The sequence below is a fragment of the Demequina oxidasica genome (genome assembly GCF_000975115.1).
GTDB classification, from domain to species: Bacteria; Actinomycetota; Actinomycetes; order Actinomycetales; family Demequinaceae; genus Demequina; species Demequina oxidasica.
The window spans coordinates 1,343,269-1,358,222 of the sequence record NZ_BBRE01000001.1; the positions used below are offsets into that span (position 1 = coordinate 1,343,269).

At 64.4% G+C, this 14,954-nt stretch carries 11 protein-coding genes; 1 reads left to right on the top strand and 10 read right to left on the bottom strand.

The annotated features are described in order from the left end of the window. Positions 1-65 precede the first annotated feature (65 nt). The 9 genes from AOP77_RS06195 to AOP77_RS06235 all read right to left on the bottom strand — a co-directional run bounded on the left by AOP77_RS06195 (position 66) and on the right by AOP77_RS06235 (position 13,452). Entirely contained in the window at positions 66-1,304 is a 1,239-nt protein-coding gene (locus AOP77_RS06195; protein ID WP_062210726.1) for a PrsW family intramembrane metalloprotease, read from the bottom strand. Continuing rightward, on the bottom strand, positions 1,301-2,002 hold the full coding sequence (locus AOP77_RS06200) for a hypothetical protein (protein WP_062210729.1): 702 nt from the start codon (positions 2,000-2,002) through the stop codon (positions 1,301-1,303). The genes AOP77_RS06195 and AOP77_RS06200 overlap by 4 nt, the downstream gene beginning before the upstream one ends. A 14-nt stretch (positions 2,003-2,016) precedes the next feature. Further along, positions 2,017-3,240, bottom strand: a complete 1,224-nt coding sequence (gene metZ / locus AOP77_RS06205) for an O-succinylhomoserine sulfhydrylase (RefSeq protein ID WP_062210732.1) — start codon at positions 3,238-3,240, stop codon at positions 2,017-2,019. 67 nt (positions 3,241-3,307) lie between these two features. Then, a complete protein-coding gene (locus tag AOP77_RS06210; RefSeq protein WP_084622359.1) occupies positions 3,308-6,526 on the bottom strand; it encodes a lamin tail domain-containing protein in 3,219 nt (1,072 codons plus the stop codon). 192 nt (positions 6,527-6,718) lie between these two features. Continuing rightward, a complete protein-coding gene (yicI, locus tag AOP77_RS06215; RefSeq protein ID WP_084622360.1) occupies positions 6,719-8,992 on the bottom strand; it encodes an alpha-xylosidase in 2,274 nt (757 codons plus the stop codon). Beyond that, positions 8,993-9,919: a carbohydrate ABC transporter permease gene (locus AOP77_RS06220; protein ID WP_084622361.1), complete on the bottom strand. Its 927-nt coding sequence runs from the start codon at positions 9,917-9,919 to the stop codon at positions 8,993-8,995. It lies immediately after the preceding gene. 1 nt (position 9,920) lies between these two features. Further along, the gene (locus AOP77_RS06225) at positions 9,921-10,910 is read right to left on the bottom strand and encodes a carbohydrate ABC transporter permease (protein ID WP_062210740.1); all 990 of its coding nucleotides are present in this window, start codon (positions 10,908-10,910) and stop codon (positions 9,921-9,923) included. 63 nt (positions 10,911-10,973) lie between these two features. After that, positions 10,974-12,302 carry an ABC transporter substrate-binding protein gene (locus AOP77_RS06230; protein WP_062210745.1) on the bottom strand — a complete coding sequence of 443 codons (1,329 nt, stop codon included), beginning with the start codon at positions 12,300-12,302 and terminating at the stop codon, positions 10,974-10,976. Positions 12,303-12,423: 121 nt separating this feature from the next. Continuing rightward, a complete protein-coding gene (locus tag AOP77_RS06235; protein ID WP_062210748.1) occupies positions 12,424-13,452 on the bottom strand; it encodes a LacI family DNA-binding transcriptional regulator in 1,029 nt (342 codons plus the stop codon). Between the two features lie 207 nt (positions 13,453-13,659). On the opposite strand from AOP77_RS06235, the gene AOP77_RS06240 reads away from it, so the two are divergent. Next, entirely contained in the window at positions 13,660-14,391 is a 732-nt protein-coding gene (locus AOP77_RS06240) for a hypothetical protein (protein ID WP_062210757.1), read from the top strand. Positions 14,392-14,521: 130 nt separating this feature from the next. Here AOP77_RS06240 and AOP77_RS06245 read toward each other — a convergent pair whose 3' ends face one another. Further along, positions 14,522-14,944 (bottom strand): rhodanese-like domain-containing protein, encoded by a 423-nt coding sequence (locus tag AOP77_RS06245; protein WP_062210759.1) that lies wholly within the window; start codon positions 14,942-14,944, stop codon positions 14,522-14,524. Positions 14,945-14,954 lie beyond the last annotated feature (10 nt).

Consider the following 14,954-nt stretch of genomic DNA (forward strand, 5'->3'; position numbering starts at 1 on the left):
ACTGGTCCGCTCGCGAGGATGTTTGAGCGCGTAGATCAACTGTCGAGTAGTCCAGGCCGCAATCTCTAGCGAGGTGAGGAGGTGGCCGGTTGGCCCGCGGCATCGGCCCGTAATTGGGCGAGCGCCGCCTGCGCGGCGAGGACGTGCTCCGTCGCCTCGTCCGCGCGTTCGGAATCCATTCCGTCCTCATGCGCCGCACTCAGTAGCGCGAGCTGGCTCTGTTGAAGCTGCCGCATGGCAAGCGCGCCCGACAGCCCGAGGCTCCGGCGGGCAGAGGTGCGCACGTGGGTGCGGATGGTGCGGTTGGACAACAGCGCGAAGTCGAGCGGGCTCACCAGATGGTCGGGCACAGTATCGCGAGCCAGGTGAGCGAGGATGGATCGCTCGCGCTTGTGGACCACGCGCAGTACCACGAGCAGCATGACAAACACGGGAATGCCCTTGGCGAAGGTCGCCGCGTAGACGTTGGTGTCGAGGACGGGCGAGTCGAAGAACGCGTGCAGCAGCATCGCCACTCCGAGTCCACCCAGCATTACTCCCCAGCGCACCCCAGGACCGCGCGTGGAATTAAAGAAGTAGCCCACCCCCGCGCCGGCGATCGCGGTCAGGGTGGCGTGGCTCCACAGCCCGGAGACCACCCCGCGCAGGATCACCAGCTGGAAGACGGTGTCAAAGTTCCCGCCCGATGCCACGGCAGCCTGCATCGTGTACAGGTAGCTCTCCACGACCATGAACCCGAGCCCAATGATCGCGCCGTAGAACAGCCCGTCGGCAGCACTACGAACCCGGGCGCCAGGAATCAGCGCGAGAGCCACCACGCCAAGCATCTTTAACGGCTCCTCGACGAGTGGCGCGGACACCGCCGCGATCCACGGTGAGTCTTCGCCAAGCCACGAGGCTGCGATTCCGTGCATGGCGGGGGCGGCGACCACACCAATGCCCGCACAGACCAGGGAGCCCCACATCAAGGCACCAAGGATAGTGACAGGGGACCGGCGCTCAAACAGTTCAAGTTTGTAGACCACAAACACGAAGGCCAGGGCGTAGAGGCTCCACAGGATCACCGCGAGCATGCCTGCCGCCGGGTAGGTCTGCATGCCCCGTAGCAATAGGGGAGTGACCTGAATCAACCCATACGCGGACAGAATCATGAAGACCCAGAACACCAGGGAGTGGGTATCGACAAACGACCGCGTGCGCGGTGAATGACGTAGCGCCGGTGCAGGTTCTGGGGAGGTGGGCGTCGCGGCCGCCGAGCCGCGCTTGCCGGACGCAATGCGATCGAAGGTGGTCCGGCGGCTCACGGCAGTTGCTCCGGGGTGAACTTCACCGAGGCGGCGATGGCGTTGGCGCTGTCGGAGATGCCGTCCCACACCGAAAGCGGGGAGGTCAAGACCAAGGTGGTCTGAAGGTCGCCGTTAGAGACCACCCACACCTGCGTGGCGGCGTCTTTGGACTGGGCGGTCACCGTCGCGCCCGAGTCGCCTGCCGTCGTGGTGAAAGTAGAGGGAGGCGTGACGACCCAGGAATTGTCGGGGTTATCGGCGAGCGCATCCGCGAGTGTCTGAGTCCGCGTGGCGACGGACTCAGCGGCCGGGGTCGCAGACGTGATGATGAGCTGCGCGCCGCTATTGGTGAGGGCGGTGAAGTCGCCGTCCTCCGAGTCGCTCAGCACCCACCCGGGAGGTGGAGTGACCTGCAGGTTCTCACCAACCGCGAGCGGGACGCCTACCGTCAGATCTTCGCCCTTGACGTAGTCGCCAATCGCGGGGAGCACCAGGATGAAGAACAGTGCGCTGAGCAGGATGGCGGCCGCACCTCCGATGGACTGCCTATTAAGCAGGGCGATGGACAGGGGCATCGCGCTCCTGCGCGGTCCCGCAGTCTGAATCGGCATCTCGGAAGTGAGCGGTGCGTACTCGGCCACGGGTGCGGGCTTTCTGGCGTGCTCGGCCTCGGTGCGACGCGAGGCACGCCGTCGTCCGAGGCTGAACTTGGCCACGATGAGCCCCTTCGCTAGATCGTCGCGAGTGCGCGCTCGAGGTCGGCGCGCAGGTCCTCAAGTTCTTCGAGCCCGATGCTGAGGCGCACCGTCGCCTCCGACATGCCCACGGCGGCGCGCGCCTCGGGTGTCATCTTGTTGTGAGTCGTGGTCGCGGGGTGCGTTGAGATCGACTTCGCGTCGCCTAGGTTGTTCGACACTTCGAACAGGTCGAGCGCATTCATGAAGCGGAACGCGGCCGCGCGCGCCGCGGGGCCCGCCGGGTCCGTGCCCTGGGGCAGCGCCACGTCGATCGTCACGAGCGTCCCGCCCAGTGTCATCTGGCTCTTGGCCAACTCGTACTGCGGGTGTGACGGCAGCAGCGGGTAGCGCGCGAGGGCCACCTTGGGGTGGGCATCCAGCCAGGCGGCAAGATCAGCGGCCGATGAACTCTGCGCCCTCACGCGCACGCTCAGAGTTTCCAGGGACTTCAGCAAGACCCAGGCGTTGAAGGGCGACATCGTCGCGCCCATCTGACGCACCATCTGCTTGACCGGGCCATTGATGTATTCGGCGGAGCCAAGGATCGCCCCGCCCATGACTCGACCCTGACCGTCAATGTGCTTGGTCGCGGAGTAGACCACGGCATCGGCGCCGAGCTCAAGCGGCTTCTGCCCGATTGCCGTCGCGAAGACGTTGTCGACCACGAAGAGCGCGCCGGCTGCCTTTGACAGTTTGGCGACGGCCGGGATGTCGACCACGTCCTGCATGGGGTTGGACGGCGACTCGACGAACACCACCTTGGCTGGTGTGGAGAGCGCTCGCGCCCAGTCGTCGTTGTCGTGGGCATCGACGTAGTCGACTGTAATGCCCCAGTTTTCGAAGTAGTTGGTGAACACCTGGATGCTGGAGCCGAACAACGCGCGGCCGGCCACGAGGCGGTCGCCTTGCTTGAGGATCGACGCCAGCGACACGAACACCGCTGCCATGCCCGTGGCGGTGCCGAAGCAGGCCTCAGCGCCCTCGATTGCTGCCAGGCGCTCCTGGAAGGCGGTCACTGTGGGGTTGGCGTAACGCGAATACATGTAGACGTCGATGTCCCCCGCGAAGGCGGCGGCGGCCTGCTCCGCCGACTCGTACGCGTAGCCCTGCGTCAGGAAGAGCCCCTCGGACATCTCGTTGGCCTCGGAGCGGTGGATGCCCGTGTGCAGCGCGAGCGTGTCGGGTCCGTACGAGTGCGAGTTGTCCTGGTTCGTCATGGCTCAAGCGTAGCGGCGTGGGCAAGTGCCACGGCTGTTAGCCACGGCACCTGCCCACGCACTCGTTTCAGCGGACGGTGGCCCTACGACGAGCGACCACGAGTGCGCCACCTGAGAGCAGCAGCAGGACTACCAAGAGGATGGTCCCGTCAAGGGGTGCACCCGTCTGGGAAAGTTCGCTAGCCGGCGCGGTGATGGTGTCGCCCGCCGCGGCCGGCGCCGCGAGTTGAATGGTCGTGGAACCCAGCGCCGTGCCGTCTGCACTCTGCACCTCGATGGTGTGCGTCCCGGCAGGTAGATCCACTGGGATCGTGAAGGAGATCACGCCATCGGCGCCCACCGCGAAGGTGCCGATGACCGTGGGCTCGGAGTACATCACCACAATCACAGAGTCGCCAGCACAGGCTGGATCCACGGTGATGGCAATGCTCTCACCCGCGGTTGCGTCACCGGGAGCTGTCACCGTGCACTGTGCGGAGTCACCCTCCCCCTCGGTCGCGTCAGGGGCGCTCGGGTCCGGCGTCACGGGGTCGGTCGTCCCGGGCTCGGTGGTGCCCGGATCCGTGGTGCCGGGATTGGAATCACCGTCGTCCGTGCAGCCCAATGTGCCGGTGCGGATCGAGAATCCGTCGGTGTTCGCATCGTCCACGTAGAACGTAGCGACGGAACCGTCGGTGCAGGTCGCCGCATCTGCGATAGCGAAGCCCTCGTTCGCGACGTTGGCCATGCCCGCGGGACGCTCATAGAGCGCCGATGCGGTGAATACGCCGACGTTGTCTCCCGCGTCGGAGAGGTCAAACGTCGCGATGCGCCCGTCGCAGGCGTCGTCACACACCACCCAGAGCAGGTCGCGGTACGCGTCGAACTGCACGTCCGCCACGTTGTTGAAGCTCAGCGAGGACAGGTCCAACTCGGCCACGCGCTCGAACGCGCCGCCATCCATGAGCGCGTAGGCGTAGACACCCGCGGTGCCCTCGATGCTCACAAAGAACAGGCCGTTGCCGTGGCCCGCGTAGTCCGCGGGGGAGTACGCGGAGGACGTGTTCTGGTCGAGGAAGCCCCGCGCGGTGAGCCACGAGTCGGGGATGTAGGTAATGCCCTCCATGCCCGCGTTCGCGCCGATGCTGGGGAAGTCCGCGGCCAGGTTCCATTCGGCCGATGCCGTGAGTTCAGTTCCGGTGCCACTCACGTCGTACTTCAGGACGGAGGGACGGCTGGTGCTGCTCGAGTCGTTGTTGCGTTCGGAGGAGACGTAGACACCCTCAGAAGCACCGGCGTCGGTGACCGTCACGCCCTCGGCGTCGACCGTACCGGTGCCGCCTGGGTAGCGCAGCGTCTTGCCGTCGGCCCAACCATCGGTGGCGTCGGGGACCCAGTTACCTGAGCCGTCCTGAACGATCCGGTAGAGCAGACCGTCGCCGTTCTGGACCGCCCACAGGACTGCGGCGGAGGAGTCGTAGTCGATACCGCTCATGTCGCCGGCGTAGGTGTCCATCGCGTCAACGGTCGACACGTCGGCGCCGCCGGGCCAGGCCTGCGCGTTCACGATGCCCGCGCAGATGTTGGCCGCGCCGGGGGTGGGCTGCGCGGTGGTGACGAACTCGCCGGTGCCGTCGGGGCATCGGCCGAACGTGGTCGTCGCGTGCTCGGTCCATTCATAGGAGTCGATCAGCGTGACGCCGTCGGCCTCGAACAGGCGCACGTTGTCGCCACCGCCCAGGCCGTAGCCGAAGCCCGTGGCCGGGTCGTCGGTCCGCTCGAACACCACGATGGCGCCCGCGGCGAGCACCGGGGTCGCAGGGATGGAGAAGACGTCGTCGTCCTTGTTGTCGCTCAGCACGAGGCCCGTGATGTCCACGGGGGCGTCGCTGATGTTGATCAGCTCGATCCAGTCGGCACCGTCATTAGCGTCGCTGGACTCGATCTCGTTGATGCGGACGGGGGTGGAGCAGTCGTTGAGCTCGCCCTTGGTGGAGACGCTCGAGTCGACGAAGTCTCCGGTGCCGTTGGGGCAGCGCGCCCAGGTGACGGCGGCGTGGCTGTCGTAGGCGAAGTTCGCGACGGGGGTGGTGCCGTCGGCGGCGAACAGGCGCACCTCGTCGGGGTCGCCCAGGCCGAATTCGAAGCCATCGGCGGTCGTGGTCTTCTGATCGATGACAAAGACGGCTCCGGGTGCAACCGAGCTGCCTTGGGGCAGCGCGTACGCGTCGCGATCCTTGTTGTCCATCATGACGAATCCGGAGATGTCTGCTGCCGTGTCGCCGATGTTCATGACCTCGACCCAGTCAGTGTCGTCACCATTGGACTCGACCTCGTTAATCACGATGATGCCGCCAGTGCCCGGCTCGGTATCGGTAACGGTGCAGTGGTTTGCCACTCCCGGGGTGGCCGATGCGGTGAGGACAAAGTCCTTGTCGATTGCGGGAACAGGGCAGCGGCCCCACGTGGTCTCTGCGTGGCCGTCCCAGGCAAAGCTGTCAATCAGCGTGGTGCCATCGGTGTCGAAGAGCCGAGCGCTGTCCGAGCCTCCTAGGCCAAAGCCAAGACTGCTGTCGGTGTCGTCATTGAGGAACGCGACGTACGCGCCGGCGGCAAGGTCCGTGTCCTCGGGAATCACGTAGGCGTGGGAGTCATCGTCATCGCTGAGGACCAAGCCCGCGATGCTGACGGAGGTCTCGCCCGTGTTGTAGAGCTCGATGAAGTCCGCGGTGTCGTCAGAGCTGGACTCGATCTCGCTGATCGCGATGACGTCGGCCGCGGTGATCGGAGTGGGTGTCGGCTCGTCGGCAACGCACGAGTTGGCGGCCCCCTGAGTGGCCTCGGCGGTGACCTCAAAGTCACTGTCCGGCGCGGGGCAACGACCCCAGGTGGTGTCTGCCTCAGATTCCCAGGTGAAGCTGTCAATCAGCGTCTCGCCGTCCTCGGCGAACAATCGTGCCGAGTCGGCACCGCCCAGGCCAAAGTCAAAGCCAACCGCTGCATCGTCCGACTTTTCGAATGCGATGTAGGAGCCGGCCGCCAGGCTCGTGCCCGCTGGAACGGTCCAGGAGTGGGTGTCGTCGTCATCCTTGAAGATCAGCCCGTCCAGCGCAATGGTGTCGCGGGTGGGGTTGTAGAGCTCGACCCAATCTGGGCCGTCGGGTGCCTTCGACTCCACCTCGGTGATGACGACGTCAACCACGGAGCCACCGTCGTCAACAGCCAGGGCGGGAGTGCCCACCGCGACGGACGCGGCTCCGATCGTCAACGTCATGACAGCGGCGAGAGCCGCTTTTGAACCACGCATTAGTTACCCCTTTGTCGGTACTGCCAGGCATAGGCCGTGCGGCCGAACCTAACGACGCAGGGCAAACGTCGGATGAACGCGAGGTGAGCGACGGGTTAATCCTTCGCTGCTGGCATAGCGACGGCCCGACCCCAGAGAGGAGGGTCGGGCCGTCGTGTGTGCAGCGATCGCTGCGTTCGGTCGCGAGTACGACTAGGTAACGACGCGGACCGAAACCTCCCCTGCATCGGAGGACCTGGCGGTGATGCCTTCGCCAGTACCGCGCACACGGTACGTGACGCGACGGCCATCAGCCGTCACCACCTCGAGGTCCTTATCCACGGCCTCACCACCGGAATAGACGTCGAGCGTCAGCCCGTCGAGGAAGTCGTAGTCGGGACGGTCCACGCGACCGCCGCGAGCAATGATGGCGCCTTGGCGCACGTAGACCGGCAGCGAGTCGAAGCCGTGGGTCTCTCGCACCCAGCGCCCACCGCCCACGAGTTCGCCGGTCAGCAGGTGCGTCCACACGCCGGTGGGCAAGTAGAAGTCCACCGTGCCGTCGGCGGTCATGACAGGCGCGACAAGGATGTCGTTGCCCAACATGTACTGACGGTCTAGGTAGCCCACGGCGGGGTCGTCGGGGAACTCCATGAACATCGGACGGGCCACGGAGACGCCACTTGTCGCGGCATCGGCTCCTGCCGTGTAGAGATACGGCATGAGAGAGTTCTTGAGTTGAGCGAACTGACGCGTGACGTCCACCGCCTCATCGTCGAACGCCCACGGGACCCGGTAGGAGGTGGAGCCGTGCAGTCGCGAGTGCGAGGACAGCAGGCCAAAGGCCACCCAGCGCTTGAAGACACCAGCGTCTGGCAGGCCCTCAAAGCCACCAATGTCATGGCTCCAGTAGCCAAAGCCGGACGATGCTAGGGAGAGTCCGCCGCGCAGGGTTTCCGCCATCGACACGTACGACGAGGAGTTATCCCCGCCCCAATGTACGGGCATGGTCTGGCCGCCGGCCGTGGCCGAGCGGGAGAACAGCACAGCCTCTCCTACACCTCGCTCCTCGACGAGCACGTCCCACACGGCCTGGTTGTAGAGCTGTGTGTAGAGGTTGTGCATCGCTGCGGGGCTTGCGCCGCTGTGCCACACCACGTCGGTGGGAATGCGCTCGCCAAAGTCGGTCTTGAGTGCATCGACACCCTGACGCAGCAGGCCGCGCAGCTTCTCCTGGAACCACGCGGTCGCGTCCGGGTTGGTGAAATCGACGAGCGCCATGCCCGCCTGCCACCAATCCCACTGCCACACGGTGCCGTCGGCACGCTTGAGTAGGTAGCCCGCCTCCATCGCCTCATCGAACAGCACCGAGCGCTGTGCGATGTACGGATTGATCCACACGCAGACGTGCAGGTCCTTCTCGTCGTGCATGCGCTGCAGCATCCCCTCCGGGTCTGGGAAGGTGCGCTCGTCCCAGACCAGGTCGGTCCAGTTGAATTCGCGCATCCAGAAGCAGTCGTAGTGGAAGGCGCTCAGCGGGATGTCGCGCTCGCGCATGCCGTCCACGAATGAGTTGACAGTCTCCTCGTCGTAGTCTGTGGTGAAGGACGTGGACAGCCACAGGCCGTAGGACCACGCGGGCAACATGGGTGGGCGGCCGGTGAGCTTGGTGTAGCGGTCGATCACATCTCGTGGCGTGGGGCCATCAATGATGAAGTACTCGAGCGCCTCGCCGGCGGTAGAGAACTGGACACGCTCCACCATCTCGGTTCCCACCTCGAATGACACGTGCTCGGGCTGGTTGACGAAGACCCCGTAGCCACGGGAGGAGAGATAGAACGGGACGTTCTTGTACGACTGCTCAGAGCTAGTGCCGCCGTCTGCATTCCAGATGTCGACCGTCTGCCCATTCTTGACGAACGCCCCGAAGCGCTCGCCCAGGCCGTAGACGAGCTCGCCCACGTCCAGGTCGAGTTGCTCGTGAACGTAGGTGTTGGACGGGGCCAGGCCGTCCACCGTGTAGCCCGCGACACCCGCCGGTTCCGCGGCCACCGGAGCATCGGCGGCGAGGGCGATGTGCCCCACGGACTTGTGTCCACTGCCCGTGAGGCGGCGGCCGTCGTGTGAGAAGCTCAGGTCCCACGGCGCGCCCTTGGTGATGCGAGCGGTGAGCGAGCCGGTGACGAGGCTGCCCCCTGCATCGTCCACGGAAACGCTCGCTGCGCCCTCGGTCTCGTTGATCGCGAAGCCGGGGGAGCGGTGGGCGCCCTTGTGATGCTCGATGCGTACCCGCACCACACCTTCGAGGGGGGCGCTCAGGGTGACAGTGAGCATTGGCTGGTTGAGAACATTGCCGCGTTGCAGGATCTGGCGTCCCGGCGCGTGCACCACGAGCGAACCGTCCGCGTCGGCGACGTCGAACGCCTCTTGCGCGTAGGTGGCGGTGACTCCTGGTCGTAGGTGCCAGTAACCGTCGGTGAACTTCATTTACTTCACTGCTCCTGCCGTGATTCCTCGGGTCAGCGTGCGCTGGAAGATGAGGAAGAAGATGATGGTGGGAATGATGCTGATTAGCGTTCCGGCGATCAGCGTGGTGGTGTCGGTCTGACGCTCGCCGTTGAGTTGCTCAAGGAGCAGCGGCACGGTCAGCGAATCCGAAGTGTTCAGGAACGCCAGCGGCAACAGGAACTCGTTCCACGTCCAGATGAAGAAGAACACCATGAGGACTGACAGCGTGGGCTTGATCACTGGAACGATCACTGACCTGAGCGAGCGCCAGCGAGTCGCGCCATCGACCGCTGCGGCCTCGAGGATTTCCTTAGGGAAGGTCCCCAGCAGACTCGACAGCAGGTACGTGCCGAAGGCGGACTGGATGACCACGAACGTGATGATCACTGACCAGGGGTTGGACAGCAGACCGAGGTCGTCGTACAGCTTGAAGAGCGGGTCGAACAGCATCTCCTGCGGGACCAGGTTGGCCATCAGGAAGATCAGGACGATCCAGCTACGGCCCTTGACGCGGCCGATGCCGATGGCGAACGAGTTGAACACCGACAGGATGACGGCGAGTACAGCCACCACGCTGGAAATGAAGATCGAGTTCCATAGTGCGCGAGGGAAGTTGTTCTCCGCCCAGAATGTCCTGATGCCCTCAAAGCTCAGCGCCTGTGGCAGGTCGAGCGGTCCGGACGTGGCGTAGTCCGCGGGGGACTTGAATGCGTTGATGAGCAGCAGCACGATGGGGAAGACAATGATCAGGGCGCCCAGGACCACGATGGCGAGGAGTATCCACTCCATCGGTGTCTTGGGGCGCTTCTTGGTCTTTTCCCTGGTGGGACGTTGCTTTGCCTTGTAAGACTTGTAGGGAGTGGACGCTGGCGCGGGGAGCGCGGCGGATCCGGCTGAAGTAGTCATGTCACGCATCCTTCTTCTCGGAGCGGGTTTGGACGCGCAGGAACACGATCGCCACGATGGTGACCACGATGAAGACCGCCGATGCGATAGTCGCCGCGTAGCCCTTGTCGGTGCCGTTGATGAACTCGTTGTACGCGTAGAAGGACGGTACGTAGGTGGATTTGTTGGGTCCTCCCTGCGTGAGGATGAACACCGGTGCGAACACTTTGAGTGCCGCGATGGTGGTGGTCAGCGAGACCACAAATACCTCTGGGCGGATCATCGGCAGGGTGATGGCGCGGAAGCGCTGATACCAGTTGGCGCCGTCGAGCTCCGATGCCTCGTACAGCTCCGGGTCAACGCGCTGCAGAGCCGCCATAAAAATCACGATGGGGTAGCCGATCTGAATCCAGATCATGAGCACCATGACGGACCCCATCGCGGTTCCGTATGATCCGCCCAGCCAGTTGACGGTGACGTCACTGCCGGTGATAGCGCTGAGGAACTGGTTGAGCACGCCCTCACTGTTGGGTTTGAGCAACCACCCAAAGAGGACACCCGCTACTGCGATCGGCAGGATCTGTGGCAGGTAGTAGGTGGCTCGTAGGAAGCTCGAGAGGCCACCGCCGAACCGTCTGCCGACCACGTCGAACAGGGCCGCTGCAATGACGAGGCCCACAAGCGTCGGGATGATTACCATCGCGATGACGACCAGGATGATGTTGACGAACGAGCGAATGAACTCGTCGTCCTGGAACAGTGCTATCCAGTTGTCGAGGCCCGCGAAGGTCTCCTCCGCGCGGCCACCGCGCCAGTGAAAGAAACTGAGCCTTAGGTTGCGCACGATGGGGTAGAAGATGATGAGCCCCACCAGTGCAATACCGGGAATGAAGTAGAGCCAGTAGCCCCACTTTCCGCCGTCACGCTGCGGAATGCGAGCCGGCTCCGCCGCTCCCTTTTGCCGACGCTTGGGCTCTTTGGCCTCAGGCTTGTCAGTCGCCGTCGTTGTCATGTCAGTCCGTCTCTGGTGGGGCCGGGTCTTGGCAACCCGGCCCCACCGTGGTGAGTCGTGGGACTAGCGGAGGTCCGCTACGTAGTCCTCGTAGTAGCCCTCGAGCTCGGTCTGTGCTTGCTCCGGGGTGAAGTCGCCGTTCACCAGGCCCTGGAGAACGCCGTTGAGGTCGCCGTAGAAGCTAGGCGTGGGCCAGTCGGGGTAAAAGGCTAGGCCGTCGCGGTCGTTGACCTCGTCGAAGAGCTCGATGAGCGCCTTGGCGTCCTCGTCGGTGATCTCGTCGGTGTTGGCTGCGACGGGAAGGCCGCCGGACTCGCCCAGCAGGTTCTGGATCTCGGGGCGCATGGTGATGTCGATGAACATCTTCGCGAGCTCGGGCTGCTTGGACTCGACGGGAACGACCCACATGTTGCCGCCGGATCCCGGCGTCAGTTCCGTGGCGGGCCAGTTGGTGATGCCGAGGTTGAAATCACTGATGTCGTCAAGGAAGCGGCCGTACCACCAGGACCCTGAGTAGAACATGGGGTTCTTGCCGGCGATGAAGTCAAGGCCCGCGTCCTCCGCGGTCATACCGGTGACGTCCTTGGAAATGTAGCCCTTGTCGATCCAGTCGCTGAGGGTGGTGGTGCCATAGGAGATGGGCTCACCCTGCCAATCGACCGGCTCGGTGTAGAGCTGGTAGGCGTCGACGAACGAGCGGTCGGCCTGGCTCAGCGTGAGCTGGTACCAGAGCTGGCCCAAGGGGTACTCCTGTGCCGACTCCGCAAATGGGGTGATTCCAGCATCAGCAAACTGCTGTGCCGCTGCTTCGATCTCTTCAACGCTCGTCGGAACGGCGATGCCGGCCTCGTCGAACATGTCCTGGTTGTAGTAGAGGAAGACGAACTCGCCGTAGTTCGGAACTCCGTAGTAGCTACCCGAGCCCATGACTCCGTCATCGGAGTAATTGGCGGTGGTGGCGACGGAGTCGGCGAGCTTGTCGCCCCATCCGTACTGCTCGTACGCATCGTCGAGGTTCTGGATTACGCCGATTGAAGCGAGCTGCCCAGCGGTCGCGTTGCCCTTGTTGTACTCGGAGACGTCAGGTGCGTCGGACGAGTCGAAGAGCTGCTCTGCGGACGTGCGCAGGTCTTCGAAAGCAGTCTCTTCGAGGTTGACGGTCGCGCCCGTCTCCTCCTCGAAAATCTCAATCGCCTTGTTCCATGCAATGCCCATGGCGGAGTCAGCGCCTTCGTAGTGCATTACGTTGAGGGTCTGTCCGCTGTAGTCGGCGTCGCCGCCGGCGCTTCCGGATGGGGTGGCGCTGCCGCCGTCATCGGACGAGCAGGCCGCCAGTGTGAGAGCTCCGGCTGCGGCAAACGCAGCGAATGCCCAGGTGCGGGACTTCATCATTTTCTACCTCCTTGTAGTGGCGACGTCTCGGGGTGACGGTGCGCCGTGGATACTGCCGTCGTTGTCGAAATCATCGAAGCGCTTCGACAACGACCGTGAGTCAGTCAGCTAGTTATTGTCATTAGTTGACCTGGGGGATGACGGATGCGGTCGAGGATGTGACCGATCCGAAGTTGATATAGGTGGGGGCGATAAGGGTAGTCGCGGGGGGCTTGAGGCCGTCTTCCACCATCTCGACCAGCATGTCCACGGCCACTGAGCACGATGCATGTGCGTCGAGAGGGATCGTGTCGAGAGCCAGGGGGAAGCGGTGAGTGGAGAAGGTCACGCCGGCTGCAATCGCGGAGACGTCGACTGGCACGGACTTGCCGAGTTCAGCAAGGGCAGCGGTGACGGACGCGGCGACATCTGCAGACGTGTTAAGCACCAGGCCATCCAGGTCGGGAAGTTCCTTCAGCAGCGCTGCGATCGCCTCGTGGGCGCGGTGCTCGGTGGGGTACGCGATGGCAGAGGCTACGCCTGAGTCGGCTGCGTGCTTGCGGAATCCATGGAGGAAGCGGAGGGGGAAGTTGGATTCTCGCTCGAGCGTCTCTTGATGGTGCGAGATGAGGCCGATGTTATTGCGGCCTGCGGCGACCAGTCGGTCGATGGCCATCTCCGCCGCGGCCTCGAAGTCGAGGTCGACACACACTAAGCCAGTGGTGTCCTCGGGGATTCCAATGAAGACAATCGGACACTTGAGGGTGCGCGCGAGTGCCGCGCGGTCGTCGTGGGCGTCGACGTCCAACACGATGATGCCGTCCGCGAGCGAGGTGGCAGCTGAGCGTTGCATGCCCTCGAGGGCGTCGTTGTGGACGAGGAGCAGCGTGTCATAGTCGTGTTCGCGGGCGCACTGGGTGACCTCCATCGCGAACTGCATGTGCGCGCTGTGGTCAGTGTCGGCGTGCAGCGGCGCGGTGACGGCGATGATGTTGGAGCGATTAGCAGCGAGCATTCGGGCAGAGGCGTGGGGGCGATAGCCAAGTTTGGAGGCCGCGGCCTCAACCTTGTCGCGGGTGGACGGGGAGATCGAGCGTTTACCACTGAGCGCATACGAGACGGTGCTGATTGAAACACCCGCCTCGTGCGCTACGTCTGCGATAGTTGCCACAGTGACCTCGTTGTCATGTCGATGTCGAAGCGCTTCGACGCTTCGTTGTGTTTACGACAATAAGTTCTTGTCGCCAACAATGCAACCGCAGTGACCTAATCGTTACATGGGTGACTCTGCCGCGAATGTCACCGGCGGTGCTCTCGCACTCGGTTAGGGTCGAAGTCAGCAGAAAATCGCGTCAGTCGGTCCACCAAGGGGAGCCCCGTGAAAAAGTCCACTCGTTCAATCGCGACGCTGGCTCTCGGGGCCGCACTGATGACGGGCATCTCCGGCTGCGGCATCATCGACAACATTGACCCGTCGAGCCTGCCGAGTATCAGCATCCCGTCGAGGCCCACCGAAAGTGCGGTTCCGGTTCCCACCGAGACCGTCACCAACGACCCTGAGCCTCAGCCCACCGTGACCGAGGATCCGGAGCCCGCGCAGACCGTGACGGCGGAGCCCAGCCCCGAGCCCAGCCCCACATCGGACGCCGACGCCGACGGCTCCTCCGTTACTTGGTGGCCCTGGGTGCTCATCGCCGTCATCCTGCTCATCGTTATCATCGTGCTGACGCGCCGTAGCTCGGCGCGCAAGGCCTGGATGGATCGCCTCCACAAGGCCAAGTCCGAGCTTTCCTGGGTCGAAGACTCGTTGATCCCGCAGGTGCTGTCCAAGCCCACTGCCGCCGAGGCCCAGTCGCTCTGGCAGGCCGCGCGGCCGCGCATCCTCGACCTCGACCGCGAGCTTCACGAGCTCGGCGACAGTGCCCCGTCAGAGGCCGGCACTGCTTCTACAGTCCAGGGACTGCAGGCGCTCCAGGGACTCACGTCGACCATCGATGCTGAGACCTCAACGCACGACGTGACCGACGCCGACGCACTCCGGGCACGCCGTGCCGCCGTGGAGAGTGCACGGGCCCAGGCGCGCGCCTGGATTACACCGCCTCAGCGATAGGTGGCGCGACGGCACTCTCCACCGAACCCTGGCAACGTCCGCACCCTAGATCAGTGCTGGGTGAACGAGGTCACTCACACGGCACTACGGCCACCCCCGATTTAGGGTGCGGACGTAGTTGAGGGAGTACTTAGCCCTGGCGCCAGGGCAGACCGGCCTTGCGCCAGCCCTGCCAGCCGCGGTGGCCCTCGTCGTTGGTCGCGCCTTCGAAGCCCTCGAGGATGTTGTACGACGGGCCGATGCCGGCGTCGGTTGCGGCGACGGCCGCACCGATGGAGCGCTGGCCCGAGCGGCACAGGAAGATGATGGGCGCGTCGGTGCCGGGCTCGATGCCCTGCTCCTTGAGCTGCGCCACGAACTGGTAGTTCCGCTCGCCGTCCGGGTAGCTGACCCACTCGACGAACAGCGGCTCGGTACCGGTGGAGGACGTATCCGGCACGCCTACAAAGCGCCACTCGGCATCGGTGCGCACGTCCACGAGGCGTGAGTCGGGGTTCGATGTGAGGATGTCCCACGCCTCCTGCGGCGTGATGTCTCCGGCGTAGTTGCTCACGAGGGATTCC